Annotated in this window: 24 protein-coding genes and 1 pseudogene; 24 read left to right on the top strand and 1 reads right to left on the bottom strand. The window is 66.8% G+C overall.

Annotated features, from left to right (window positions below; genetic code table 11):
- Positions 1 to 173 precede the first annotated feature (173 nt).
- Positions 174 to 749, bottom strand: a complete 576-nt coding sequence (locus AX703_RS25755; RefSeq protein ID WP_062348312.1) for a TetR/AcrR family transcriptional regulator — start codon at positions 747 to 749, stop codon at positions 174 to 176.
- A 366-nt stretch (positions 750 to 1,115) separates the two neighbouring features.
- Between AX703_RS25755 and AX703_RS25750 the strand changes: the two genes are divergently transcribed.
- The 24 genes and pseudogenes from AX703_RS25750 (at position 1,116) to AX703_RS25635 (ending at position 21,487) form a co-directional block, all read left to right on the top strand.
- A complete protein-coding gene (locus tag AX703_RS25750) occupies positions 1,116 to 1,397 on the top strand; it encodes an AlpA family transcriptional regulator (protein WP_058457592.1) in 282 nt (93 codons plus the stop codon).
- An 11-nt stretch (positions 1,398 to 1,408) separates the two neighbouring features.
- The gene (locus tag AX703_RS25745) at positions 1,409 to 2,293 is read left to right on the top strand and encodes a replication initiator protein A (protein WP_058457591.1); all 885 of its coding nucleotides are present in this window, start codon (positions 1,409 to 1,411) and stop codon (positions 2,291 to 2,293) included.
- Between the two features lie 208 nt (positions 2,294 to 2,501).
- The gene (gene parA, locus AX703_RS25740) at positions 2,502 to 3,140 is read left to right on the top strand and encodes a ParA family partition ATPase (protein WP_058457590.1); all 639 of its coding nucleotides are present in this window, start codon (positions 2,502 to 2,504) and stop codon (positions 3,138 to 3,140) included.
- On the top strand, positions 3,137 to 3,391 hold the full coding sequence (locus tag AX703_RS25735; RefSeq protein ID WP_058457589.1) for a hypothetical protein: 255 nt from the start codon (positions 3,137 to 3,139) through the stop codon (positions 3,389 to 3,391). Before parA ends, AX703_RS25735 begins: the two co-directional genes overlap by 4 nt.
- Positions 3,388 to 3,909, top strand: a complete 522-nt coding sequence (locus tag AX703_RS25730) for a DUF2840 domain-containing protein (protein ID WP_058457588.1) — start codon at positions 3,388 to 3,390, stop codon at positions 3,907 to 3,909. Before AX703_RS25735 ends, AX703_RS25730 begins: the two co-directional genes overlap by 4 nt.
- Positions 3,906 to 4,451: a S26 family signal peptidase gene (locus AX703_RS25725; RefSeq protein ID WP_058457587.1), complete on the top strand. Its 546-nt coding sequence runs from the start codon at positions 3,906 to 3,908 to the stop codon at positions 4,449 to 4,451. Before AX703_RS25730 ends, AX703_RS25725 begins: the two co-directional genes overlap by 4 nt.
- Positions 4,452 to 4,486: 35 nt before the next feature.
- Entirely contained in the window at positions 4,487 to 4,822 is a 336-nt protein-coding gene (locus AX703_RS25720; protein ID WP_058457586.1) for a DUF736 domain-containing protein, read from the top strand.
- A gap of 3 nt (positions 4,823 to 4,825) precedes the next feature.
- Positions 4,826 to 5,605, top strand: a complete 780-nt coding sequence (locus AX703_RS25715) for a lytic transglycosylase domain-containing protein (RefSeq protein WP_058457585.1) — start codon at positions 4,826 to 4,828, stop codon at positions 5,603 to 5,605.
- A 244-nt stretch (positions 5,606 to 5,849) separates the two neighbouring features.
- On the top strand, positions 5,850 to 7,586 hold the full coding sequence (locus tag AX703_RS25710) for a VirD2 family relaxase/mobilization nuclease (RefSeq protein ID WP_058457584.1): 1,737 nt from the start codon (positions 5,850 to 5,852) through the stop codon (positions 7,584 to 7,586).
- Between the two features lie 125 nt (positions 7,587 to 7,711).
- Positions 7,712 to 8,248 carry a TetR/AcrR family transcriptional regulator gene (locus AX703_RS25705; protein ID WP_197410198.1) on the top strand — a complete coding sequence of 179 codons (537 nt, stop codon included), beginning with the start codon at positions 7,712 to 7,714 and terminating at the stop codon, positions 8,246 to 8,248.
- A 66-nt stretch (positions 8,249 to 8,314) separates the two neighbouring features.
- On the top strand, positions 8,315 to 9,055 hold the full coding sequence (locus AX703_RS25700) for an SDR family oxidoreductase (RefSeq protein ID WP_156416661.1): 741 nt from the start codon (positions 8,315 to 8,317) through the stop codon (positions 9,053 to 9,055).
- Positions 9,056 to 9,192: 137 nt separating this feature from the next.
- Positions 9,193 to 11,184: a conjugal transfer protein TraG gene (locus tag AX703_RS25695; protein WP_058457582.1), complete on the top strand. Its 1,992-nt coding sequence runs from the start codon at positions 9,193 to 9,195 to the stop codon at positions 11,182 to 11,184.
- 7 nt (positions 11,185 to 11,191) lie between these two features.
- Positions 11,192 to 11,626 (top strand): ribbon-helix-helix protein, CopG family, encoded by a 435-nt coding sequence (locus AX703_RS25690; RefSeq protein ID WP_058457581.1) that lies wholly within the window; start codon positions 11,192 to 11,194, stop codon positions 11,624 to 11,626.
- Positions 11,627 to 11,795: 169 nt separating this feature from the next.
- Positions 11,796 to 12,779: a P-type conjugative transfer ATPase TrbB gene (trbB, locus tag AX703_RS25685; RefSeq protein ID WP_058457580.1), complete on the top strand. Its 984-nt coding sequence runs from the start codon at positions 11,796 to 11,798 to the stop codon at positions 12,777 to 12,779.
- Entirely contained in the window at positions 12,776 to 13,108 is a 333-nt protein-coding gene (locus AX703_RS25680; RefSeq protein WP_058457579.1) for a TrbC/VirB2 family protein, read from the top strand. Before trbB ends, AX703_RS25680 begins: the two co-directional genes overlap by 4 nt.
- On the top strand, positions 13,108 to 13,389 hold the full coding sequence (locus AX703_RS25675) for a VirB3 family type IV secretion system protein (protein WP_058457578.1): 282 nt from the start codon (positions 13,108 to 13,110) through the stop codon (positions 13,387 to 13,389). Before AX703_RS25680 ends, AX703_RS25675 begins: the two co-directional genes overlap by 1 nt.
- Before the next feature lie 8 nt (positions 13,390 to 13,397).
- Positions 13,398 to 15,836 (top strand): conjugal transfer protein TrbE, encoded by a 2,439-nt coding sequence (gene trbE / locus AX703_RS25670; RefSeq protein ID WP_062348310.1) that lies wholly within the window; start codon positions 13,398 to 13,400, stop codon positions 15,834 to 15,836.
- Positions 15,833 to 16,597 (top strand): P-type conjugative transfer protein TrbJ, encoded by a 765-nt coding sequence (gene trbJ / locus AX703_RS25665; RefSeq protein ID WP_054362438.1) that lies wholly within the window; start codon positions 15,833 to 15,835, stop codon positions 16,595 to 16,597. Before trbE ends, trbJ begins: the two co-directional genes overlap by 4 nt.
- A gap of 10 nt (positions 16,598 to 16,607) precedes the next feature.
- The gene (gene trbK-alt / locus AX703_RS25660) at positions 16,608 to 16,979 is read left to right on the top strand and encodes a putative entry exclusion protein TrbK-alt (RefSeq protein WP_054362437.1); all 372 of its coding nucleotides are present in this window, start codon (positions 16,608 to 16,610) and stop codon (positions 16,977 to 16,979) included.
- Between the two features lie 4 nt (positions 16,980 to 16,983).
- A pseudogene (gene trbL, locus AX703_RS25655) lies at positions 16,984 to 18,339 on the top strand (P-type conjugative transfer protein TrbL).
- Positions 18,339 to 19,022 (top strand): conjugal transfer protein TrbF, encoded by a 684-nt coding sequence (trbF, locus tag AX703_RS25650; RefSeq protein WP_054362435.1) that lies wholly within the window; start codon positions 18,339 to 18,341, stop codon positions 19,020 to 19,022. The pseudogene trbL and the gene trbF overlap by 1 nt, the downstream one beginning before the upstream one ends.
- Positions 19,019 to 20,047, top strand: coding sequence for a P-type conjugative transfer protein TrbG (gene trbG, locus AX703_RS25645; RefSeq protein WP_196490233.1), 1,029 nt, complete (start codon positions 19,019 to 19,021; stop codon positions 20,045 to 20,047). The genes trbF and trbG overlap by 4 nt, the downstream gene beginning before the upstream one ends.
- A gap of 71 nt (positions 20,048 to 20,118) precedes the next feature.
- Positions 20,119 to 21,252: a TrbI/VirB10 family protein gene (locus AX703_RS25640; protein WP_196490234.1), complete on the top strand. Its 1,134-nt coding sequence runs from the start codon at positions 20,119 to 20,121 to the stop codon at positions 21,250 to 21,252.
- A gap of 1 nt (position 21,253) precedes the next feature.
- Positions 21,254 to 21,487: a DUF2274 domain-containing protein gene (locus tag AX703_RS25635; RefSeq protein ID WP_054362432.1), complete on the top strand. Its 234-nt coding sequence runs from the start codon at positions 21,254 to 21,256 to the stop codon at positions 21,485 to 21,487.
- Positions 21,488 to 21,493: the final 6 nt, after the last annotated feature.

Genomic DNA, 21,493 nt, shown 5'->3' with positions numbered 1-21,493 from the left:
ATGTGAGCGGCGGAGCGAGGTCAGGCGTTCGAAAACCCGAGACATTCGTCCCTCTCTATAGAGTGCTTGATCGCATGATTACCTATCGATAGATAGGTGATCACGTTCTATTTGGGTGGCTGGTCACCTGTCAAGCCTATCAATCGATAGATTGGTTATCTTGGAGGGCGCGCTTAAGAGAACAAGCCCAGGGCCTTGTAGGCGGCAATGATACGATCGAAGACCGCCACGTCCCCGCGACCACGGGCAACGAGTTGGGCGCCTTCTATCGCGGCGTAGATTGACAGTGCTTGCGCTTCGAGCTTCTCGTGAGAGGTTTTGGGGTGTCTCTTCGACAGCATTTTCGTCAGCCACCGCGCGTTCACTTCTCCGAAGCGGTTGACTTCAGTCAGCACAAACGCCGGAAGATCGGCCGATTCAGCAGCCATCATCCCGCAGAGACACATCCGGTTGTCTTGCTCGAGAGCTGCCCGATAGACACTGATATACGCGTCGATCATACGATCGTGATCGCTCTCCGACGCTTCCAACGACTGGAAAAAACTCACGGCCTGATCGGTATATTCTTTCGCGAGAGCCGCTGCCAAATCGCCTTTTGTCGGGAAATGGTAGTGAACGCTCGCACTTTTGACGCCAACCTCTTTAGCAATTTCCCGAAAGCTCAGCGCGTTGTAACCGTGCGCCTGAACCAGGGCACGGCCAAATTTCATGATGGCGTTGCGGGTGTCGGTAGGTCCATCGGAACTCATAAGGATGTGATACTACCTATCTTCCGATAGATCAAGTTCCGGCAGATAGTCTTCGGTTTCGATTCACAGCGCATTATCTTTTTATTCGATTTATTGGGCAGCTATCCCCGCTTGTGATGATCAATCGTAGCTTCCCGCTGAGTGGCGGGCTGGGCCCGGCTTTGGCATCCGACACGTTCGCAGATCCGACGAGATCCCGATGGGCGACTTTTATCCGTGATTCGTCAGATACTGACCAAGAGCGCGAAGGGGTGTCGATTATTCCCGGAAATCTTCGACATCGTGAATCTCGCCTGAGCGAACGACCGTGCGCTGGAACCGCCGCCGACATCCGGCGGCCCCCCAGCACCGCACGGAGCTTCGATCATGGCCGAAAGCACAACCGTCCAAGTCCCTCCCCGCTATTTGCGCACGCCCGAGGCAGCACGTTTCCTCGGTCTGTCCGGCCGCACCCTCGAAAAGCACCGCACCTACGGCACCGGCCCGGCCTTCAAGAAGCTCGGCGGCCGCGTCGTCTACGCGATCGCCGACCTACAGGCCTGGGCCAACCGCGGCACCAAGAACTCGACCGCTGACAGCGACGCGATCCTGCCGGCGAAGCGTCACGAACCGACCGGCGCGGCAGGCAGCCACGCGCCACAGCGCTGAGCAGCCAGCGGATGTCGGCGCGCCATCACAGAAGTGAACGCGAGCAGCTCGATCTCTTCCGGGCGCTGCCTGGCGATCTCGCGCCGCGCGACGCGCAGGACCTGATGGCGTACCCGTTCTTTGCGCTCGGCAAGTCGAAGCGGCTGGCGCCGATCAACTTCAAGGCCGGCTCCATCGTCATCCGCGTCGAGGCCGTCCCCGAGCACGGCATGGCCACCATCTGGGACGCCGACGTGCTGATCTGGGCGGCCTCGCAGATCGTTGAGGCGCGCGACCACGGTCTTCGGCCGTCGCGTCTGATGGCGACCACACCCTACGAGATTCTGCAGTTCATCGGCCGCGGCGTCAGCCTGCGGGACTATGACCGGCTCAAGGCCGCGCTCGACCGTCTCCAGTCGACAACAGTGGCGACGTCGATCCGCCAGCCGACCGAACGGCGACTGCACCGCTTCTCCTGGATCAACGAGTGGAAAGAGCGCGCTGACGCACGCGGACGTCCGCTTGGGCTCGAACTGATCGTGCCGGACTGGTTCTACGCCGCCGTCCTTGACGACGCGCTCGTGCTCACGATCGACCGCGACTATTTCGGCCTGACGGGCGGACTGGAGCGCTGGCTTTACCGCCTCGTGCGCAAGCACGGCGGCAAACAGGAGTTCGGCTGGAGCTTCGATTTCCCGCATCTGCACGCCAAGTCCGGTTCGCTCTCGCCGCTCAAGCACTTCGCCTACGACCTGCGCGACATCGTCCGCCGCCAGCCGCTGCCGGGCTACCGCCTGACCATCGAGCAGTGCCTCGGCGCGCCCGAAATCCTCTCCTTCAAACCCATCGACCCGCACGCGCTCGGCATCTCTCGCCAGCGCCGCCGCTCGACCATGCACCCTGGGGATAAGCTGTGAATCGTCTCGTGCTATCAGGGACCGGACTCATCGTGCCATCGAGGACCCGATCCTCGTGCTATCGGGGACCGGAATCGTCGAATCCGCTCGCTGAATCAGCAACTTGCGAGCCTCGTAACTTCTCTAACCTAGATTCCTTCGGAATCTTTCTAACGCAAACCGCTTTTTGCGCAGTTGTGGACGAGTCCCCGATCACCGGGAGACCGTCATGATCGTCGCGCTCCTCAACCAGAAGGGCGGCGTGGGAAAGACGACGCTGGCGCTCCATCTTGCCGGTGAATGGGCACAGCGAGGGCAGCGCGTCACGGTCATCGACGCCGACCCGCAAGGCTCTGCGCTCGACTGGTCGCAGCAGCGGACGCGCGAGAACCTGCCGCGGCTCTTCGGCGTCGTCGGCCTGGCGCGCGACACTCTGCATCGGGAAGCGCCCGAGCTGGCGCGTGATGTCGACCACGTCATCATAGACGGTCCGCCGCGCGTCGCCGGGCTGATGCGCTCGGCGCTGCTCGCCGCCGACCTAGTGCTGATCCCGGTGCAGCCGTCGCCGTTCGACGGATGGGCGAGCGCCGAAATGCTCTCGCTCCTCAGCGAGGCCCGCATCTACCGGCCGCAGCTCGCCGCGCGCTTCGTGCTGAACCGCTGCGCTGCGCGCACCGTCATCGCCCGTGAGACGGCCGAAACGCTTGCCGACCATGATCCGCCGCTGCTCGCATCGACGATCGGCCAGCGGGTCGCCTTCGCCGACACCGCACAGACTGGACGGCTCGTCAGTGAGCTGGACGCCGACAGCCCGGCCGCGCGTGAGATCGCCGCACTCGCCACCGAGATCGCGAGGATCGCGCCGTGACCGTGTCCTCTCCGAAGCGCGGCTTCGCCAGCCGACCGGGCGATCCGGAAAGCTGGATCAAGTCAGCCGACACGCCCGCCGCCCGCGTCACCGACGCCAACGCGTTCACGGCCAGGCTCACCATCGACGTGACCACCGAACAGCGGGCGCGGATCAAGATCGCCGCCTTCCAGCGCGGCGTCACCGTGGCCGACATGCTGCGCGAGCTGCTCGCGCGCGAATTTCCAGCCACCGAAGGAGACGCGACATGACCGGCCCCGGCGCCACCCATGCGCGCGGCGAACCGAGACCGACCACGCCGCCGCCAAACATCCTCACCGAAGTCGAACTCACCTGGATCGAAAAGCGCGTCGAGAACTGGATCAGGTTCGGCCGCGAGGCCGGCGAGCAGATCCTCGACCGTCGGCGGCGCGTGCTGCGCTTCGCGCCGGACAGCGTGTTCGCCTTCGTGCGCTGGGCCGCCAACGACTTCGGCACCGTCGCGTCCACTCTCGACGTGCTGCGCGCCACGCTGCCGGTGGAGCCGCGCCAGACCGTTCCCTTCGTCCGTCCCGGCGCCGATGTGCTGCTGAAGGTCGAAGGCTGGCCGAAGGTCGAGCGCGTGCTGCAGATGATCGACGCCATCGAGGCGATCGGCGTCGATCCCGCCGAGGTCTCGATGGATCACTGGCGCCACATCCACAACCGCATGGCCGCCGGCCATCAGCCGCGCACCTACACGCACGACCATCACCGGGCGTTCCTCCTGCGTCGGAGGGTCGGGTCATGAGCCGCTTCGGCTACGTTATGGTCACCTATTTCATGACCATGGGGATCGCGATCGCTTCGTTCGTCGAGTTCCCCAAGACCTTCATCTGGAACGCCTCGGCGAGCACACCGATCGGGCTCTATCGCATCGACCACCCGCGTCACCTCGCGGTGACCGATCTGGTCGCCGTCCGCGCGCCCGAGGCATTCGCCGACTTCATGGTGGAGCGCGGCTATATCGGCCGCGGCGTCCCGCTGATGAAGCGCGTCGCGGGCCTTCCGGGACAAGAAGTCTGCCGCCGCGATCACGCCATCACGGTCGATGGCGCGCCGATGGGCGACGCGCTCGACCGCGATCATCTCGGCCGTCCGCTGCCCGACTGGCAGGGCTGCCGCCGCATCGCCGGGGGCGAACTCTTCCTGATGAACTGGGCCGTCCGCGACAGCCTGGACGGGCGCTATTTCGGGCCAATGCCCGTCGGCGCCGTCATCGGCCGGGCGCTCCCGGTCTGGACCGATGAAGACGGCGACGGCCGCTACGTCTGGGGCGCGCCGACCCACTGAGTTTCCGCGTCCACCCCAAACCAAAGGAGACCACCATGACCCAGATCGGACAATTCACACGCACCCGGAGCGGTTATGCCGGGCGCATCCTCGCGCTCGGCATCGACGTCGAAGCCGTCTTCGTTCCCGCCGAACCCTCGGACGCCGAGAACGCGCCGGACTTCCGAATCCTGCTCGGCAGCGAGGAAGGCGTCGAGGTCGGCGCCGGCTGGAAACACGTCGGCGAACGTGCCGGCGACTACGTCTCCGCGCAGTTCGACAGCCCGCTTTTCCCCCGGCCGTTGCGCGCCAACCTCTTCCGTTCGAACGACGAAGGTTCCGCCTGGGGCCTGCACTGGACGCGCCCGACCAAGCCGCAGAGGGAGGACTGATCGGTGCGCGCTCCGCAGCAGCAGCGGGGGCAGCACCAGGGCGGCGCGCGGCGAACCCGCGCCGCTCACCGGCTGCTCCTCCTTCTCCTTTCCGGCCTGTCCCTGGCCGCCGGGCTGACGTCGCACGGCTTCGCGCAGTCGGTGCCGCTATCGCAGCCCGAGGCAGGCGGCCCGTTCGCTGCCTTCGTCGCGGAGGCCTCGCAGCGTTTCGGCATTCCGGTCGCCTGGATTCGCGCCGTCATGCGGGTCGAAAGCGCCAACGAAGTGCGTGCCATCTCGCCCAAGGGCGCGATGGGGCTGATGCAGATCATGCCCGATACCTGGGCAGAGCTGCGCACCCGGTATCGCCTCGGCACGGACGCCTTCGACCCGCGCGACAACATTCTCGCGGGCACGGCGTATCTGCGCGAACTCTACGACAAATACGGCTCGCCGGGCTTCCTCTCGGCCTACAACGCCGGGCCAGGACGCTACGAGGAATTCCTCGCCGGCGGTCGCGCATTGCCTGCGGAAACGCGCGCCTACGCCGCCCAGCTCGCCCCCCTTGCAGGCGGCGAACCAACGGCGGCCACCGTCACTGTTGCCGTCGCCGATCCACTGGCCTGGACGCGCGCACCGCTCTTCATCGGTGCGGCCGAACGCGTCTCGGCGGCGGCTCCAGCGCAGTCCGAACAACAACCGCGCGACACCGACACCGCAGTCCGGCCGCGTGACGCTGCGGCAGAGGCAGCACCGGCCGGCGGCCTCTTCGTCTCCCGGCGAGACCCTGCAGGTCCCCGATGAGCCGGTTTGCACTCCATCGCACAACGGCGAACCACGGCGCATCTTGGAGGGTGTCGGGAGGGGAAGCCGCAAGCACAACCGCACGATGGCAGGATAAAAGGGCGCGATGTGCGCCTTGGTTCGGTTGTGCTTTTTCAAGGACTTATGCCGCGATTTCGCGAGGTGCGCCTGATCGGCGCAGCCTGCGCTCCGGCGCTTTCATCAACAAAATCATCGGCTTCGCGCGATGTGCGGGGCCTCAGCCGTGACCGACGAGAACGAATTCCGCATCCGGCCCGGCCGCATCCGTTCAACCAGCGCCCAGCGGGTGCGGCCCTTCATCGCCCAGGCGCTGGCGGCGGCGCAGCGGGCTGGCGGCAGCGTATCCCGGCAAGGGAAGATCGGGCCCGGCGCGCGCTCCCGATTCGGGCGCGGCCAACGCGCCTCGATCCAGGCGAACCGTTTGATCACGGCGCGCTCGCGCGGCGCGGTGATCAAGGCGCGTGTGCTCCGCCATGGCGGCCGCAACGCGCCGCTCGCCACCCATCTCAATTATCTCCAGCGCGACGGCGTCACCCGTGACGGGGAGAAGGCCCAAATGTTCGGTCCCGGCGGCGACGATGTCGACGCCAAGGCGTTCGCCGAGCGCGCCGAGGGCGACCGCCATCACTTCCGCTTCATCGTCTCGCCGGACGACGCCGTGGAGATGTCCGACCTCAGAGGCTTCGCGCGCGAGCTGGTCGGGCAGATGGAGAAGGATCTCGGCACCAAGCTCGAATGGGCGGCGGTCGATCACTGGAACACCGAGCATCCCCATGTCCACCTGATCGTGCGCGGCGTGCGCGACGACGGTTCGGACCTGGTCATCTCGCGCGACTACATAAAAGAGGGCATGCGCGACCGGGCGCGCGACCTCATCACCCACGAGTTGGGGCCGCGCACCGATCAGGAGATCCGGCGCACCCTCGAACGTCAGATCGACGCCGATCGTTGGACCAATCTCGATCGCCAGTTCGCCCGCGATGCCTATCGCACCGGCGTCATCGATCTCGCACCGCATGCCGATCGCCGGCCAGACGAATTCCGCGCGCTCAAAGTCGGGCGGCTGCGCAAGCTCGAAGGGCTCGGCCTCGCCGATGAAATCGGCCCCGGCCAGTGGACGATCTCCGAGAAGGCCGAGGCGACGCTGCGCGAGCTGGGCGAGCGCGGCGACATCATCAAGCGCATCCATCATGGCCTGACCGAGCGCGGCATCGCACGCGGCACCGCGAGCTACGTGCTCGCGTCGGAAAGCCTCAACGATCCCGTCATCGGCCGCCTGGTCGCGCGCGGGCTCGACGACGAGCTGAAGGGCACGGCGTTCGCCGTTGTCGACGGCATCGACGGCCGCACCCATCATATCAAGCTGCCCGACCTCGACGCGGCCGGCGACAGCGCGCCGGGCTCGATCGTCGAGCTGCGCAAGTTCGACGATGCGCAGGGCCGTCGTCGCGTCGCGATCGCCGTGCGCTCCGATATCGACATCGAGCGGCAGGTCACCGCGACCGGTGCGACCTGGCTCGACCGGCAGGCCATCGCCCGCGAGCCCGTGGCGCTCGGCGGCGGCTTCGGCGCCGAGGTGCGCGACGCCATGGATCGCCGCGCCGAGCATCTCGTCGGTCAGGGCCTCGCCGAGCGCCAGAAGCGCGGCGTCAGCTTCCAGCCCGGACTGATCGACACGCTGCGCCGGCGCGAGCTGGAGGCAGTTGCCGCCCGCATCACCGCCGAGACCGGTCGACCCCAGGTCAAGTCGGAGGCCGGCGAGTACGTCACCGGCACCTATCAGCGGCGCCTCACGCTCGCGACCGGCCGCTTCGCCATGATCGACGATGGCCTGGGCTTCAGCCTTGTGCCTTGGACACCATCGATTGAAAAGCAGCTCGGCCGTCACGTCTCGGGCGTCGCCCGCGGCGACGGCGGCGTCGACTGGAGCTTCGGCCGGCAGCGGGGAATCGGCCTCTAGGGAATTGACGTCGCTCGCCGATGAAAGTCATGCGAGCCGTTATTGACTGATCAGTGCATAACGGTTAAACCGCGTTCATGGCCAGACCGCGAGAGTTCAATCGGGAAGTCGCCCTGAAGGAAGCCATGAAGGCCTTCTGGGCGAAGGGCTATGCCGCCACGTCGACGGAAGACCTCATCCAAGCAATGGGAATTGGGCGGCAGAGTCTTTACCACGCCTTCGGCGACAAGCGACGGCTCTATGTGGAAGCGCTCGAGACCTATCAGCGAGAGACGACGAGCGGCCACCTGAAGCGGCTGAACGGCGCCATTTCACCACTAGCCGGCGTCCGCGATCTGCTCATCGGACTCATCGACGAGGACGACAGGCTCAGGACGATGGGCTGCATGGGTGTCAATTCGGTCGGCGAATTCGGGGCATCCGATCCCGAACTTCGCGAACTAAGGACCAAAGTCGGGATGGCCATCAACAAGCGGCTTGCCGAGCGACTCAGCGAAGGTCAGGCGAATGGAGAGATCGACCCCACCTTCACCCCCGGGGAAGCAGCGAATTTCATTCAGTTGACCATGGCGGGAATTCAGCTTGCCGCGCGTGGCGGCGGTGGCTTGGAGGAACTACGCCGCATGGCCGACTTCGCCACCGACCGCCTGCGATCTCACTAGGGGATCGGCATGGTCTGCGTAGAACCACACCTAGTTATGCACTGATCGATCAAGAAAGGACTCTTCATGAGCAATGGATCAAGGACGGAACGCCGGACAGCGCTGGTGTTCGGCGGATCGCGTGGCATCGGCGCCGCCGCGGCATCGCGACTGGCCGCAGACGGATTCGCGGTGGCTCTGACCTATGTGTCGCGCCCGGACAAGGCGGCAGAGGTCGTCTCCGCCATCGAGGCGGCGGGAGGGACGGCGCTCTCGATAAGGGCTGACAGTGCCGATCCAACGGCGATCCGAGCTGCCACGGCGCAAACCGCGGAGGCTCTTGGACAGATCGACGTCGTCGTCGTCAATGCCGGGATCATTCGGATAGCAACGGTGGACGCCTTCACTTTGGAGGATCTCGACCTGATGCTGGCCGTCAATGTTCGGGGCGTTTTCCTCGCCATCCAAGCTGCCGCCAGCCACATGCGCGACGGAGGTCGTATCATTACGATCGGCAGCAACACTGCAGTCCGCACAGGCACACCGGGCGCCAGCGTTTATGCCATGACCAAGGCGGCTGTCGCATCGATGGCAAAGGGCGTTGCCCTCGATCTCGCTCCGCGTGGAATCACCGTCAACAACATCCAGCCTGGTCCGACCGAGACGGACATGACGGCGGGGATGATTCCACAATTGCGAGAGATGATTCCCCTTCGCCGGGTTGGACAGCCGGCGGAGATTGCGGGCCTCATATCGTACCTTGCGAGCGATCAGGCTGGTTATATGACGGGCGCCAGCCTGACTATCGATGGCGGGTTCGTGCTGTGAACGTTGATCGCACGTATTGGCGGTCGAAGACCGGTAATTTCTCGCTACCTTGCGCTACAGTACGACATGATGACGACACGTATTGAATAGCGCCGCAGCTCTTCACCAATTTGCGAAAATGCAATTGGTGAGCGTCGATGTCTGCTACGAAAATACTCTGGGGTCAGATCCTCACCGTCTTCGCGATCGTCCTGCTGACGACCTGGGCCGCCACACAATGGACGGCCTGGAAGCTCGGCTTCCAACCGCAGCTCGGCCCGGCCTGGTTCATGCTCGGCGACTGGCCGGTCTACTATCCCTGGTCCTTCTTCCCGTGGTGGTATTTCTATGATGCGTATGCGCCCCCGATCTTCGTCGAGGGCGCCTATATCGCCGCCTCCGGAGGGTTCATCTCGATCGCGGTTGCGATCGGCATGTCGGTCTGGCGGGCGCGTGAGGCGAAGAACGCCGAGACCTTCGGCTCGGCTCGCTGGGCCCGCGCCGACGAGGTGCGCGGCGCCGGTCTGCTCGGCGAGGATGGCGTGGTGCTCGGCAAGTTCGACCACGCCTATCTGAGGCATGACGGGCCCGAGCATGTGCTGTGCTTCGCCCCGACCAGATCGGGCAAGGGCGTCGGCCTGGTCGTGCCCTCGCTGCTGACCTGGCCGGGCTCGGCCATCGTCCACGACATCAAGGGCGAGAACTGGACGCTCACCGCCGGCTTCCGCGCCCGCCACGGTCGGGTGCTGCTCTTTGATCCGACCAACGCGAAATCGGCCGCCTACAATCCGCTGCTCGAGGTGCGCCGCGGCGAATGGGAAGTGCGCGACGTCCAGAACATCGCCGACATTTTGGTCGATCCGGAAGGCTCGCTCGAAAAGCGAAACCACTGGGAGAAGACCAGCCATGCGCTGCTGGTCGGCGCCATCCTGCACGTCCTCTATGCCGAGGAGGACAAGACGCTCGCCGGCGTCGCCGCCTTTCTCTCCGATCCGAAGCGGCCGATCGAGTCGACGCTGGCGGCGATGATGAAGACGGCCCATCTCGGCGAAGCCGGTCCGCACCCGGTCATCGCGTCGGCGGCCCGCGAGCTGCTGAACAAATCAGACAATGAGCGGTCGGGCGTGCTGTCGACCGCCATGTCGTTTCTCGGGCTGTACCGGGACCCCGTGGTGGCGGAGGTGACGCGCCGCTGCGACTGGCGCATCGCAGACATCGTCGGCGCCAAGCATCCGACCAGCCTCTACCTCGTCGTGCCGCCATCCGACATCGCCAGGACGAAGCCACTCATCCGCCTGATCCTGAACCAGATCGGCCGGCGCCTGACCGAGGACTTGCACGCTAAGGGCAACCGGCATCGGCTGCTCCTCATGCTCGACGAATTCCCGGCGCTCGGGCGACTGGACTTCTTTGAATCCGCGCTGGCCTTCATGGCCGGCTACGGCCTGAAGGCATTCCTGATCGCGCAGTCGCTCAACCAGATCGAAAAGGCATATGGGCCGAACAATTCGATCCTCGACAACTGCCATGTGCGCGTCAGCTTCGCCACCAACGACGAGCGGACCGCGAAAAGGGTCAGCGATGCGCTCGGCACGGCGACCGAAATGCGGGCCATGCGCAACTATGCCGGCCATCGGCTGTCGCCCTGGCTCGGCCACTTGATGGTGTCGCGCTCGGAAACGGCGCGACCGCTCCTGACCCCCGGCGAGGTGATGCAGCTCCCGCCGGCCGACGAGATCGTCATGGTCGCGGGCACGCCGCCGATCCGCGCGAAGAAGGCCCGCTATTTCGAGGACCGACGCTTCAAGGAGCGGATCGTCGCGCCACCGACGCTCGCCAAGTCGAACCGACCCAGCTCCGACGATTGGACCAGGCTGCCGGTTCCGGCCCGCCCAGTCGCCGCGCTCGCCGGGGCCGACGCGGCGGCCGACGCTGGCGACGAAGATCCGACCGGCTCCGAGCGACGCCATCAGCCCGAGCTGAACCGCGCAGCGCCCGTCGAGAAGAAGGCGCCGATCGACAATGAATTCGAGGTGGGGCTCGATGACGACGCCGACGAGGATGCCGCTCGGATCAGCCGCGCCAACCAGGTGATGCAGGGCGTCGCGCGTCAGGTCTCGCTCGACCCGAACGACGGCATGGAGCTGTGAGACGCCCATGGCCGATCCGTCGAAGAAACAGCGCCTGTCGGTCTATCTCGAACCCGAGGTGATGAAGGCGCTCGTCGCCCATGCCGCACGCCGCGATCAATCGCGCTCTTTGGTCGCCGAGGCAGCGATCGCGTCCTTCCTGTCGCCGGACGCGGCCGAGCGGCAGGAAGCGGCGACCACCAAACGCCTCGACCAGCTCGACCGCCGCATGACCCGCATGGAGCGCGACATGGGGATTTCGGTCGAGATGCTGGCGGTGTTCGTGCGCTTCTGGCTGACCTCGAACCCGCCGCTGCCCGAACCGGCCCAGGCCGCCGCCCGGGCACAGGCTGGAGAACGCTACGACGCCTTCGTCGCTGCGCTCGGCCGCCGACTCGCCAAGGGGCCAAAGCTCCGTCAGGAGATTTCGGAGGACATCGAGCCCGCGCGCGACGCGCAATAAGCAGCGATTGCGGCAACTCAAGTAATCGGCAGTTCCTCCGTTTCCCTGTCTCTGCACGCTACACTGCTACTACGCCCTGACACCTGTTGCCGAGGGCCGATTTCCGGTTCTCTTACTCATCCCCGATCCAGGGGCGGCCTGACGCGGTCCCGCAAAGAACGGGGACAACGTGGCCGATTCGCACCAGAAATCTGAAGCGATACTTCGAGGCGCCCGCATGCTGCGGACGGCCCTTGGCCCCGCCATCGCCGGATTCCTGAGCGACGCCAGCGTCGTCGAGGTGATGCTCAACCCCGACGGCCGCCTCTGGATCGACCGGCTTTCGGAGGGGCTGTCGGACACCGGCGAGACGCTGTCGCCGGAGGACGGCGAGCGGATCGTGCGCCTGGTCGCGCACCATGTCGGCGCCGAGGTTCATATCGGCAATCCGCGTGTCTCGGCCGAGCTGCCGGAAACGGGGGAGCGGTTCGAGGGCCTGCTGCCGCCCGTCGTGGCGGCCCCGGCCTTCGCCATCCGCAAGCCGGCGGTCGCCGTCTTCACGCTGCAGGATTACGTCGCCGCCGGCATCATGTCCCCCGTGCAGGCCGAGATCCTGCGTCAGGCCGTCGCCGACCGCCGCAATATCCTGGTCGCCGGGGGCACCTCGACCGGAAAGACCACGCTCACCAACGCGCTGCTCGCCGAGGTCGCCAAGACCTCGGATCGCGTCGTCCTGATCGAGGACACCCGCGAGCTGCAATGCGCCGCGCCGAACCTCGTCGCCATGCGGACCAAGGACGGCGTCGCGACGCTGTCCGACCTCGTGCGCTCCTCGCTGCGCCTGCGGCCTGACCGCATCCCGATCGGCGAGGTACGCGGCGCCGAGGCTCTCGACCTGCTCAAGGCCTGGGGCACCGGCCATCCGGGTGGTGTCGGGACGATTCACGCCGGCACCGCGCTCGGCGCGCTGCGGCGCCTCGAACAGCTCATCCAGGAAGCTGTCGTCACCGTCCCGCGCGCGCTGATCGCCGAGACGATCGACCTCGTCGCCGTCCTCTCCGGACGCGGCTCGAACCGACGTCTCGCCGAACTCGGCCGCGTCGAGGGGCTCGGACCCAGCGGCGACTACCGCGTCACCCCCGCAACCCAGCCCCCCGAAGGAGACCCCTCATGATCCGTCACGTCCTGCGCATTCAGCGCCACATCCGCACGTTCGCGGCCGTCGCGTTCGTCAGCCTCGCGCTGGCGCCCGCCGCCCACGCGTCCGGCTCCTCGATGCCGTGGGAGGCCCCACTGCAATCGATCCTCGAATCCATCGAGGGACCGGTCGCCAAGATCCTCGCCGTCATCGTCATCATCGTCACCGGCCTGACGCTGGCCTTCGGCGATACGTCCGGCGGTTTCCGGCGCCTGATCCAGATCGTCTTCGGTCTGTCGATCGCCTTCGCGGCCAGTTCGTTCTTCCTCAGCTTCTTCAGCTTCGGCGGCGGAGCGCTCGTCTGATGGCCGGACCGATCGAGAGCGGCGGCGACGTGCCTGGCTTCACCGTTCCGGTTCACCGCGCCTTGACCGAGCACATCCTGCTCGGCGGCGCACCCCGGAGCATCGCCATCCTCAATGGCACGCTCGCCGCAGCCCTCGGTCTCGGCCTGCGCCTCTGGCTGGTCGGCCTTGCGGTCTGGGCCGTCGGCCACTTTGCCGCTGTGTGGGCGGCCAAGCGCGACCCGCAGTTCGTCGACGTCGGACGTCGGCACCTGCGCATCCCCGGCCATCTCGGAGTCTGAGGCCCGCCATGATGAACCTCGCCGAATATCGCCGCACCTCGACCCGCCTTGCGGATTTCCTGCCCTGGGCGGCGCTTGTCGCCCCCGGCGTCGTCCTCAACAAGGACGGTTCGTTCCAGCGCTCGGCGCGCTTCCGTGGTCCCGACCTCGATTCCGCCGTGCAGGCCGAGCTGGTCGCCGTCGCCGGCCGCCTCAACAGCGCCTTCCGCCGCCTCGGCAGCGGATGGGCAATCTTCGTCGAGGCACAGCGCCATGCCGTCGGCGCCTATCCCGCGAGCCGGTTTCCGGATGCCGCATCCGCTCTGGTCGATGCCGAGCGCAAGGCGGATTTCGAGGAGGACGCGGCCCACTACGAGTCCAGCTATTTCATCACCTTCGCCTACCTGCCGCCGGCCGAGGACGCCGCGCGCGCCGAAAGCTGGCTCTACGAGGGCAAGGCCGATCGCGGCGTCGACCCGTGGGAGGCGCTGCGCGGCTTCGTCGACCGCACCGACCGCATCCTGCAGCTCGTCGAAGCCTTCATGCCGGAATGCGCCTGGCTCGATGACGTCGAGACGCTGACCTACCTGCACTCGACCGTATCGACCAAGCGCCACCGCGTTCGCGTGCCCGAGACGCCGATGTATCTCGATGCCCTGGTCGCCGATCAGCCGCTGACCGGCGGGCTCGAACCGCGGCTCGGCGAAGCGCATCTGCGTATCCTGACCATCGTCGGGTTCCCGACCGTCACGACGCCAGGGCTCCTGGACGAGTTGAACCGCCTCGCATTCCCATACCGTTGGTCGACCCGGGCGATCCTGCTCGACAAGACCGACGCCACCAGGCTCGTCACGAAAATCCGACGGCAGTGGTTCTCGAAGCGCAAGTCGATCGCCGCGATCCTCAAGGAGGTGATGACCAACGAGGCCTCGACGCTCGTCGACACCGACGCCGCCAACAAGGCCGCCGACGCCGACCTGGCGCTGCAAGAGCTGGGCGCGGATTTCGCAGGCCAGGCCCATGTCACCGCCACGATCGCCGTCTGGGACAACGATCCCCGCATCGCGGCGGAAAAACTCAGGCTCGTCGAGAAGGTCATCCAAGGCCGCGACTTCACCGCGATGCCCGAAGGCATCAACGCCGCCGACGCCTGGCTCGGCTCGCTGCCCGGCCACGTCTACGCCAACGTCCGCCAACCTCCCATCAGCACATTGAACCTTGCCCACATGATCCCGCGATCAGCGGTGTGGGCGGGTCCGGAACGGGATGACCATCTCGGTGCGCCCCCCTTGCTGTTTGGCAAGACCGAGGGAAGCACCCCGTTCCGGTTTTCCATCCATGTCGGCGACGTCGGCCACACGCTGGTCGTCGGCCCGACCGGCGCCGGCAAGTCGGTGCTGCTCGCGCTCATGGCGCTGCAGTTCCGCCGCTACCGCCAAGCACAGGTCTTTGCCTTCGACTTCGGCGGTTCGATCCGCGCCGCCGCCATCGCTATGGGCGGCGACTGGCACGATCTTGGCGGCGGGCTTACCGAAGGCTCGGCCGACAGCGTCTCGCTCCAGCCGCTCGCCCGCATCGACGAGACCCCGGAACGGGCATGGGCTGCCGATTGGATCATCGCAATCCTAGCACGAGAAAGCGTCGCGATCACACCGGACGTCAAGGAGCTGATCTGGACGGCGCTCACGTCGCTCGCCTCGGCGCCGGTCGCCGAGCGCACGATCACCGGGCTGGCGGTGCTGCTCCAGTCGAACGACCTGAAGCAGGCGCTCAGACCCTATTGCGTCGGCGGGCCTTATGGCCGGTTGCTCGACGCCGAGAGCGAACATCTCGGCAGCGCCACGGTGCAAGCGTTCGAGACCGAAGGCCTCATCGGGACCGATGCGGCCCCGGCGGTCCTCGCTTATCTCTTCCATCGCATCGAGGACCGGCTGAACGGCGAGCCGACGCTCATCATCGTCGACGAAGGCTGGCTCGCGCTCGACGATGAGGGCTTCGCCGGCCAGCTCCGCGAGTGGCTGAAAACGCTCAGAAAGAAGAACGCCAGCGTCGTTTTCGCCACGCAGTCGCTTTCCGACATCGACGGCTCGGCGATCGCGCCAGCCATCATCGAAAGCTGCCAGACCCGGCTGCTACTGCCGAACGAGCGCGCGATCGAACCGCAGATCACGGCGATATATCAGCGCTTCGGGCTCAATTCGCGCCAGATCGAGATCCTCGCGCGGGCGATGCCCAAGCGCGACTACTACTGCCAGTCCCGCCGAGGCAATCGCCTGTTCGAGCTGGGCCTGTCCGACGTCGCGCTGGCGCTCTGCGCCGCCTCGTCGAAGACCGACCAGGCCGCCATAGACCGCATCGTCACCGAGCATGGCCGCAAGGGATTCCTCGCCGCCTGGCTGCGGCTGCGCGGCGCGACATGGGCGGTCGACCTCATTCCCGACCTCACCAACCTGGAGAGCCTGCCATGAAACTGCGCATTCCCCGCGCGGCGATCACCGCCGCCGTCCTCGCCATCCCTTTGTCTGCGTCGCCGGTGCTAGTCGCGCCGGCCTCGGCGCAATGGATCGTCTACGACCCGACGAACTACGTTCAAAACGTCCTGACGGCGGCGCGTTCGCTGGAGCAGATCAACAACCAGATCACCTCGCTCCAGAACCAGGCCACCTCGCTGATCAACCAGGCCCGCAACCTCGCGAGCCTGCCGTTCTCCTCGCTGCAACAGCTCCAGCAATCGGTCCAGCGCACCCAACAGCTTCTGCAGCAGGCGCAGCGCATCGCCTACGATGTCCAGAACATCGATCAGGCGTTCCGCACCAATTACGGGGCCGGAAGCGCCTCGATGAGCGCGTCCAATCAGCAGCTCATCGCCCAGGCGAAAGAGCGCTGGAACAACACCGTTTCCGGCCTTCAGGACGCCATGCGCGTCCAGGCCGGCGTGGTCGGCAACATCGACACCAACCGCACCCAGATGTCGGCGCTGGTCGGCCAGAGCCAGGGCGCCACCGGCGCGCTGCAGGCCACCCAGGCGGGCAACCAGCTTCTCGCACTCCAGGCCCAGCAGCTCGCGGACCTGACCGCCGTCGTCTCGGCGAACGGCCGTTCCCAGGCGCTCGCCGAAGCCGAGCGGTCGGCGGCCGCCGAACAGGGCCGCGAGCAGCGCCGCCGTTTCCTGACGCCGGGCTCGGGCTACCAGCCCGGCAACGCGCAGATGTTCCAGAACGGCAACTGAGGGCGCGACGATGGACGGAAAGATCCTCGCGCGCATCGGCGCCATCTTCTTCGTGACCTTCGCCGTCACCGCCACCGCCATCGAACTCGCCCGCAAGGACGAGCCGCCGATCTACCGCAGCATCGCGGTGCCCGCGGAAGCGGCGGCCGATCCGCTGAAGGCAAAGCTGCGCCGCTGCCAGCGGCTCGGCGAGGCCGGCACCAGCGACAGCGAGTGCCTGCAGACCTGGGCGGAGAACCGCGACCGCTTCCTCACGCCGTCGCAGCCGGCGCCGCAGGCGCCCGGTCCGCAGGACATCCCGCAGAATCCGCCGGTCACGCGCGAGCCCATCGTCAAGGAGCCCGTGCCGGCCGTCGACTCCCACACGAACGAGGCGCGCTGAGATCATGGGCGGCACCGGCGTCATCGACCACTTCCTGGAAGTTTTCACCCGCTACATCGACGGCGGCTTCGGGCTTCTCTCCGGCGAAGTTGCGTTCATCGCCACGACGTTGATCGTGATCGACGTCACGCTCGCCGCGCTGTTCTGGAGCTGGGGCGCCGACGAAGACATCATGGCGCGCCTGGTGAAGAAGACGCTGTTCGTCGGCGTCTTTGCCTACCTCATCGGCAATTGGAACAACCTGGCCCGCATCATCTTCGAGAGCTTTGCTGGCCTCGGCCTGAAAGCCTCCGGCACCGGTTTCACCGTCGCCGACATGATGCGGCCCGGCCGCGTCGCCCAGACCGGCCTCGATGCCGGCCGGCCACTGCTCGATTCCATATCCGATCTCATGGGTTACTGGAGTTTCTTCGAGAACTTCATCCAGATCGCGGTGATGCTGCTCGCCTGGGCGCTGGTGCTGTTGGCCTTCTTCATTTTGGCCATCCAGCTCTTCGTGACGTTGATCGAATTCAAGCTCACCACGCTGGCGGGCTTCGTGCTCATCCCGTTCGGGCTGTTCGGCAAGAGCGCCTTCATGGCCGAGCGTGTGCTTGGCAACGTCATCTCCTCAGGTATCAAGGTGCTCGTCCTCGGCGTCATCATCGGCATCGGGTCGAGCCTGTTTTCCGAATTCACCGCCGGCTTCGGCGGGGCAACACCCACCATCGATCAGGCCATGGCCATCGTGCTCGCGGCGCTGACGCTGCTCGGTCTTGGCATCTTCGGTCCGGGCATCGCCAACGGTCTCGTCTCTGGCGGACCCCAGCTCGGCGCGGGCGCCGCCATCGGAACCGGCCTAGCCGCGGGCGGCATGGTCGCCGCAGGCGCCGCCACGGTTGGAGCGGTGGCGTCCGGAGGAGCCGCGCTGGCAGGAGGCGCGGCCGCCGCCGCTCGCGGGGGCGCCGCCCTCGCGGGCGGCGCTTCCACCGCCTACAGCCTGGGCGCCGCAGGGCAGTCGGGCGCCTCAGGTGTGGCCAGTGGCCTGGGCGGCGTCGCCCGGGCCGCCGGTTCCGCTGCAACATCGCCGCTCCGCCGCGCCGCTGAACGCTCGACCGAAAGCATGCGCTCCAGTTTCTCGGAGGGCGCCAAGTCCGCCTTCGAGGCGACCGGCGGCTCCTCGACTGTTTGAATTGCCGGCGGCGGCTCAGACGAGGCCGCGCCCGCCGCCGGCAATTCAAACACGCCGCCCGCCTGGGCCCAGCGCATGAAACGCTCCCAGCAGATGAGCCACGCCGTTTCCACCACCGTCCATGCCGTCCGCAGCGGCGACAGCCATGGCGGCGGCTCTTCCATCAACCTCTCTGAAAGCGACCGCTGATGTTCCGAAGACCCTCTACGCATTACGGAAAGGCTCCCGAGCCCGAGACCCCTTATCAGCGCGCCGCCCAGGTTTGGGACGACCGTATCGGCTCGGCCCGCGTCCAGGCGAGGAACTGGCGCTATATGGCCTTCGGATCGCTGTTCCTCAGCGCCGGCTTCGCCGCTGCGCTGGTCTGGCAGTCAGCTCGGGGAACCGTCGTGCCATGGGTGGTGCAGACAGACCGGCTCGGCCAGGCGCAAGCGATTGCGCCTGCGACCGCCGACTACCAGCCGACCGATCCGCAGATCGCCTTCCACCTGGCGCGCTTCATCGAGCAGGTCCGCTCGATCCCAGCCGACGCGATCATCGTCCGCCAGAACTGGCTACGCGCCTACGACTTCACGACAGATCGCGGCGCGGCCGCACTCAACGATTACGCGCGCTCGAACGATCCCTTCACCAAGGTCGGCCGCCAGCAGATCGCCGTCGATGTCTCGAGCGTCATCCGTGCGTCGCCGGACTCGTTCCGCGTCGCTTGGACGGAGCGCCGGTATGAGAACGGCCAGCTCGCCGACACCACGCGCTGGACCGCGATCCTCACGATCGTCGTCCAGATTCCCCGCAATGCCGACCGGCTGCGGGCCAATCCCTTGGGGATCTACGTCAACGCAATCTCATGGTCACGGGAGCTGGGGCAATGACAAAGCCGTATTTCCGTAAAGCCGGAAGGCCGGCTTTGCGCATTCAGACATTTGCGGCTTTGCTGCTGTCGGCGACGGCGCTCGCCGGCTGCGCCACCGCGACGCCGCCGCCGGAAATCAGCTACGACGACGCTCCGGCCGCCGTGCAGACCGTCGATCCTCCCGCGCCGGTCCGGGTCGTCGAGCTGCCGCGACCGCTGCCGCTGCCCGGTCAGATGAAGCCGGTCGAGGAATCGCGCCGCGCTCCGGAGCCGGCCGATCCCACCGCGCGCGTCAACCAGGCCAACGCCGCCGCCCGTATTCAGCCGGTGCGCGACGGCTTCATCAACTCGATGCAGGTCTATCCCTTCACGCAAGGGGCGCTCTATCAGGTCTACACCGCCGTCGGGCAGATCACCGACATTGCGCTCCAACCCGGCGAGCAGCTCGTCGGCTCAGGGCCGGTCGCGGCCGGCGATACGGTCCGCTGGATTATCGGCGACACGCAGAGCGGCGCCGGCGCGACGCTGCAGGTCCATATCCTCGTCAAGCCGACGCGCGCGGATCTGATGACCAACCTGGTCATCAACACCAATCTACGCACCTACCATATGGAGCTGCGCTCGACCGAGCGGACCTATATGGCCTCGGTCTCGTGGCAGTATCCGCAGGACCAGCTCATCGCGCTCCGCAGGCAGAATGCCGAGGCGCAGGCCACCCAGCCGGTGGCCACCGGCGTCGATCTCGCACGGCTGAACTTCCGCTACGAGGTGACCGGCGACCGTGCTGCATGGCGGCCGCTGCGGGCCTATGACGACGGCCGGCAAGTCTTCATCGAATTCCCACGCGGCGTCGGCCAGGGCGAGATGCCGCCGCTGTTCGTCGTCGGCCCGGAGGGCAAGACGTCGGAGCTGGTCAACTATCGCGTCCGCACCAACTACATGATCGTCGACCGGCTGTTCGCCGCCGCCGAGCTGCGGTTCGGCTCCGGCGACAATCAGAAGCGTGTCCGGATCACCCGCACCGACGGGAGGCCGGCGTCGTGAGCGAAGACCGGAACGAGGGAGAGGATGCGGCCGCGCCGCTGACCGGATCGGCGCCCGAAGCGGCAGCGCCGATGCGGCTGCGCGCGGATGCGCCGCGCGTGACGCGGCTGTCGCGCAAGGTGCTCGCCGGGCTCGGCCTGGTCGCCAGCCTCGGGATCGGCGGTGCGCTGGTCTATGCGCTCCAGACTCGCAACGGCGGCCGGGCGCCGGAGGAGCTTTATTCAACCGACAACCGCAACACGGCGGATGGCCTCCAGGGCCTGCCGCGCGACTATAGCAGCGTGCCGCAGCTCGGCCCGCCGCTGCCGGGCGACCTCGGCCGGCCGATCGTCAGCGCCCAGAACCGCGGCCAGCCCGTGCCCAATCCCGGCGTCGCCGCTCCGCAGCCCGGCCTCAGCGCCGAGGAGCAGCGCCGGCTCCAGGAGATCGAGACCGCCCGCACCAGCCGTCTGTTCGCGGCGGCGGAGGCGCGCAATGCCGCGCCGGTCACGGCGAACACGCCGAACCAGGCGCCACCGGACCTCGCCAGCCTCGGGCTCGCGCCGCCGCCGGCAACGCCGAGCGCCCAAGATCGGCAGCAGGCCTTTCTCAACGCGCCGGTCGACCGACGCACTGTTGCGGCCGACCGCATCGCCGCGCCGGCCTCTCCGAATATCCTTCAAGCCGGCGCCGTCATCTCGGCCGCTCTCATCACCGGCGTTCGATCGGACCTTCCGGGCCAGATCACCGCCCAGGTCACCGAGAACATTTATGACAGCCCGACAGGCCGGATCCTCCTGATCCCGCAGGGCACGCGCGTGATCGGCCAGTATGACAACAACGTCCAGTTCGGGCAGAGCCGCGTCCTGCTCGTGTGGAATCGGCTGATCTTTCCGAACGGCCGCAGCATCGTGCTGGAGCGCCAGCCCGGCGCCGACGCCGAGGGCTATGCCGGCCTGCAGGACGGCGTCGACTATCACTGGTGGGATCTCGCCAAGGCCGCCGGTCTCTCGACGCTCCTGAGCGTCGGCGCCGAACTGGCCACCAATGATGACGACCGGCTGATCCAGGCGATCCGCAACGGCGGCCAAGACACGATCAACGACGCAGGCCAGCAGATCATCCGGCGGCAGCTCAACATCGCCCCGACGCTCACCATCCGACCCGGATTCCCGGTCCGGGTGATCGTAACCCGTGATCTTATTCTCGAGCCCTACGGAGGCTGATGTGACCAAGTTGAAACTCGGCATGATAGCCGACGACAAGCCCGTGAAGGTGACGGCGGAATTACCGGCGACGGTCTATCGGGATCTTGTCGCTTACGCTGAGGTTCACGGCCGCGAGACCGGCCAGCCGGTCGCCGATCCAACACGTCTGATTGCGCCTATGATCGAACGCTTCATCGCGACCGATCGCGGCTTCGCCAAGGCACGTCGCGCGCGGCACGTTACTTCCTCTTGATCGTCG

The organism is Novosphingobium sp. CCH12-A3, from assembly GCF_001556015.1.
Classification (GTDB): Bacteria; Pseudomonadota; Alphaproteobacteria; order Sphingomonadales; family Sphingomonadaceae; genus Novosphingobium; species Novosphingobium subterraneum.
Note: the sequence above shows the minus strand (reverse complement) of the source record. Positions and strands in the feature narration are given on the sequence as shown.

What these genes read in the sequence shown, in the direction of transcription:
- parA (WP_058457590.1), top strand. Translation starts at nt 2,502, where the DNA reads ATGATCGTCGCGCTCCTCAACCAGAAGGGCGGCGTGGGAAAGACGACG.
- AX703_RS25750 (WP_058457592.1), top strand. Translation starts at nt 1,116, where the DNA reads ATGGCCGAAAGCACAACCGTCCAAGTCCCTCCCCGCTATTTGCGCACG.
- trbE (WP_062348310.1), top strand. Translation starts at nt 13,398, where the DNA reads ATGATGAACCTCGCCGAATATCGCCGCACCTCGACCCGCCTTGCGGAT.
- AX703_RS25720 (WP_058457586.1), top strand. Translation starts at nt 4,487, where the DNA reads ATGACCCAGATCGGACAATTCACACGCACCCGGAGCGGTTATGCCGGG.
- AX703_RS25640 (WP_196490234.1), top strand. Translation starts at nt 20,119, where the DNA reads ATGCGGCTGCGCGCGGATGCGCCGCGCGTGACGCGGCTGTCGCGCAAG.
- AX703_RS25705 (WP_197410198.1), top strand. Translation starts at nt 7,712, where the DNA reads ATGAAGGCCTTCTGGGCGAAGGGCTATGCCGCCACGTCGACGGAAGAC.
- trbF (WP_054362435.1), top strand. Translation starts at nt 18,339, where the DNA reads ATGTTCCGAAGACCCTCTACGCATTACGGAAAGGCTCCCGAGCCCGAG.
- AX703_RS25695 (WP_058457582.1), top strand. Translation starts at nt 9,193, where the DNA reads ATGTCTGCTACGAAAATACTCTGGGGTCAGATCCTCACCGTCTTCGCG.
- trbG (WP_196490233.1), top strand. Translation starts at nt 19,019, where the DNA reads ATGACAAAGCCGTATTTCCGTAAAGCCGGAAGGCCGGCTTTGCGCATT.
- AX703_RS25675 (WP_058457578.1), top strand. Translation starts at nt 13,108, where the DNA reads ATGGCCGGACCGATCGAGAGCGGCGGCGACGTGCCTGGCTTCACCGTT.
- AX703_RS25730 (WP_058457588.1), top strand. Translation starts at nt 3,388, where the DNA reads ATGACCGGCCCCGGCGCCACCCATGCGCGCGGCGAACCGAGACCGACC.
- AX703_RS25725 (WP_058457587.1), top strand. Translation starts at nt 3,906, where the DNA reads ATGAGCCGCTTCGGCTACGTTATGGTCACCTATTTCATGACCATGGGG.
- AX703_RS25690 (WP_058457581.1), top strand. Translation starts at nt 11,192, where the DNA reads ATGGCCGATCCGTCGAAGAAACAGCGCCTGTCGGTCTATCTCGAACCC.
- AX703_RS25700 (WP_156416661.1), top strand. Translation starts at nt 8,315, where the DNA reads ATGAGCAATGGATCAAGGACGGAACGCCGGACAGCGCTGGTGTTCGGC.
- AX703_RS25745 (WP_058457591.1), top strand. Translation starts at nt 1,409, where the DNA reads ATGTCGGCGCGCCATCACAGAAGTGAACGCGAGCAGCTCGATCTCTTC.
- AX703_RS25755 (WP_062348312.1), bottom strand. Translation starts at nt 749, where the DNA reads ATGAGTTCCGATGGACCTACCGACACCCGCAACGCCATCATGAAATTT.
- AX703_RS25680 (WP_058457579.1), top strand. Translation starts at nt 12,776, where the DNA reads ATGATCCGTCACGTCCTGCGCATTCAGCGCCACATCCGCACGTTCGCG.
- trbK-alt (WP_054362437.1), top strand. Translation starts at nt 16,608, where the DNA reads ATGGACGGAAAGATCCTCGCGCGCATCGGCGCCATCTTCTTCGTGACC.
- trbJ (WP_054362438.1), top strand. Translation starts at nt 15,833, where the DNA reads ATGAAACTGCGCATTCCCCGCGCGGCGATCACCGCCGCCGTCCTCGCC.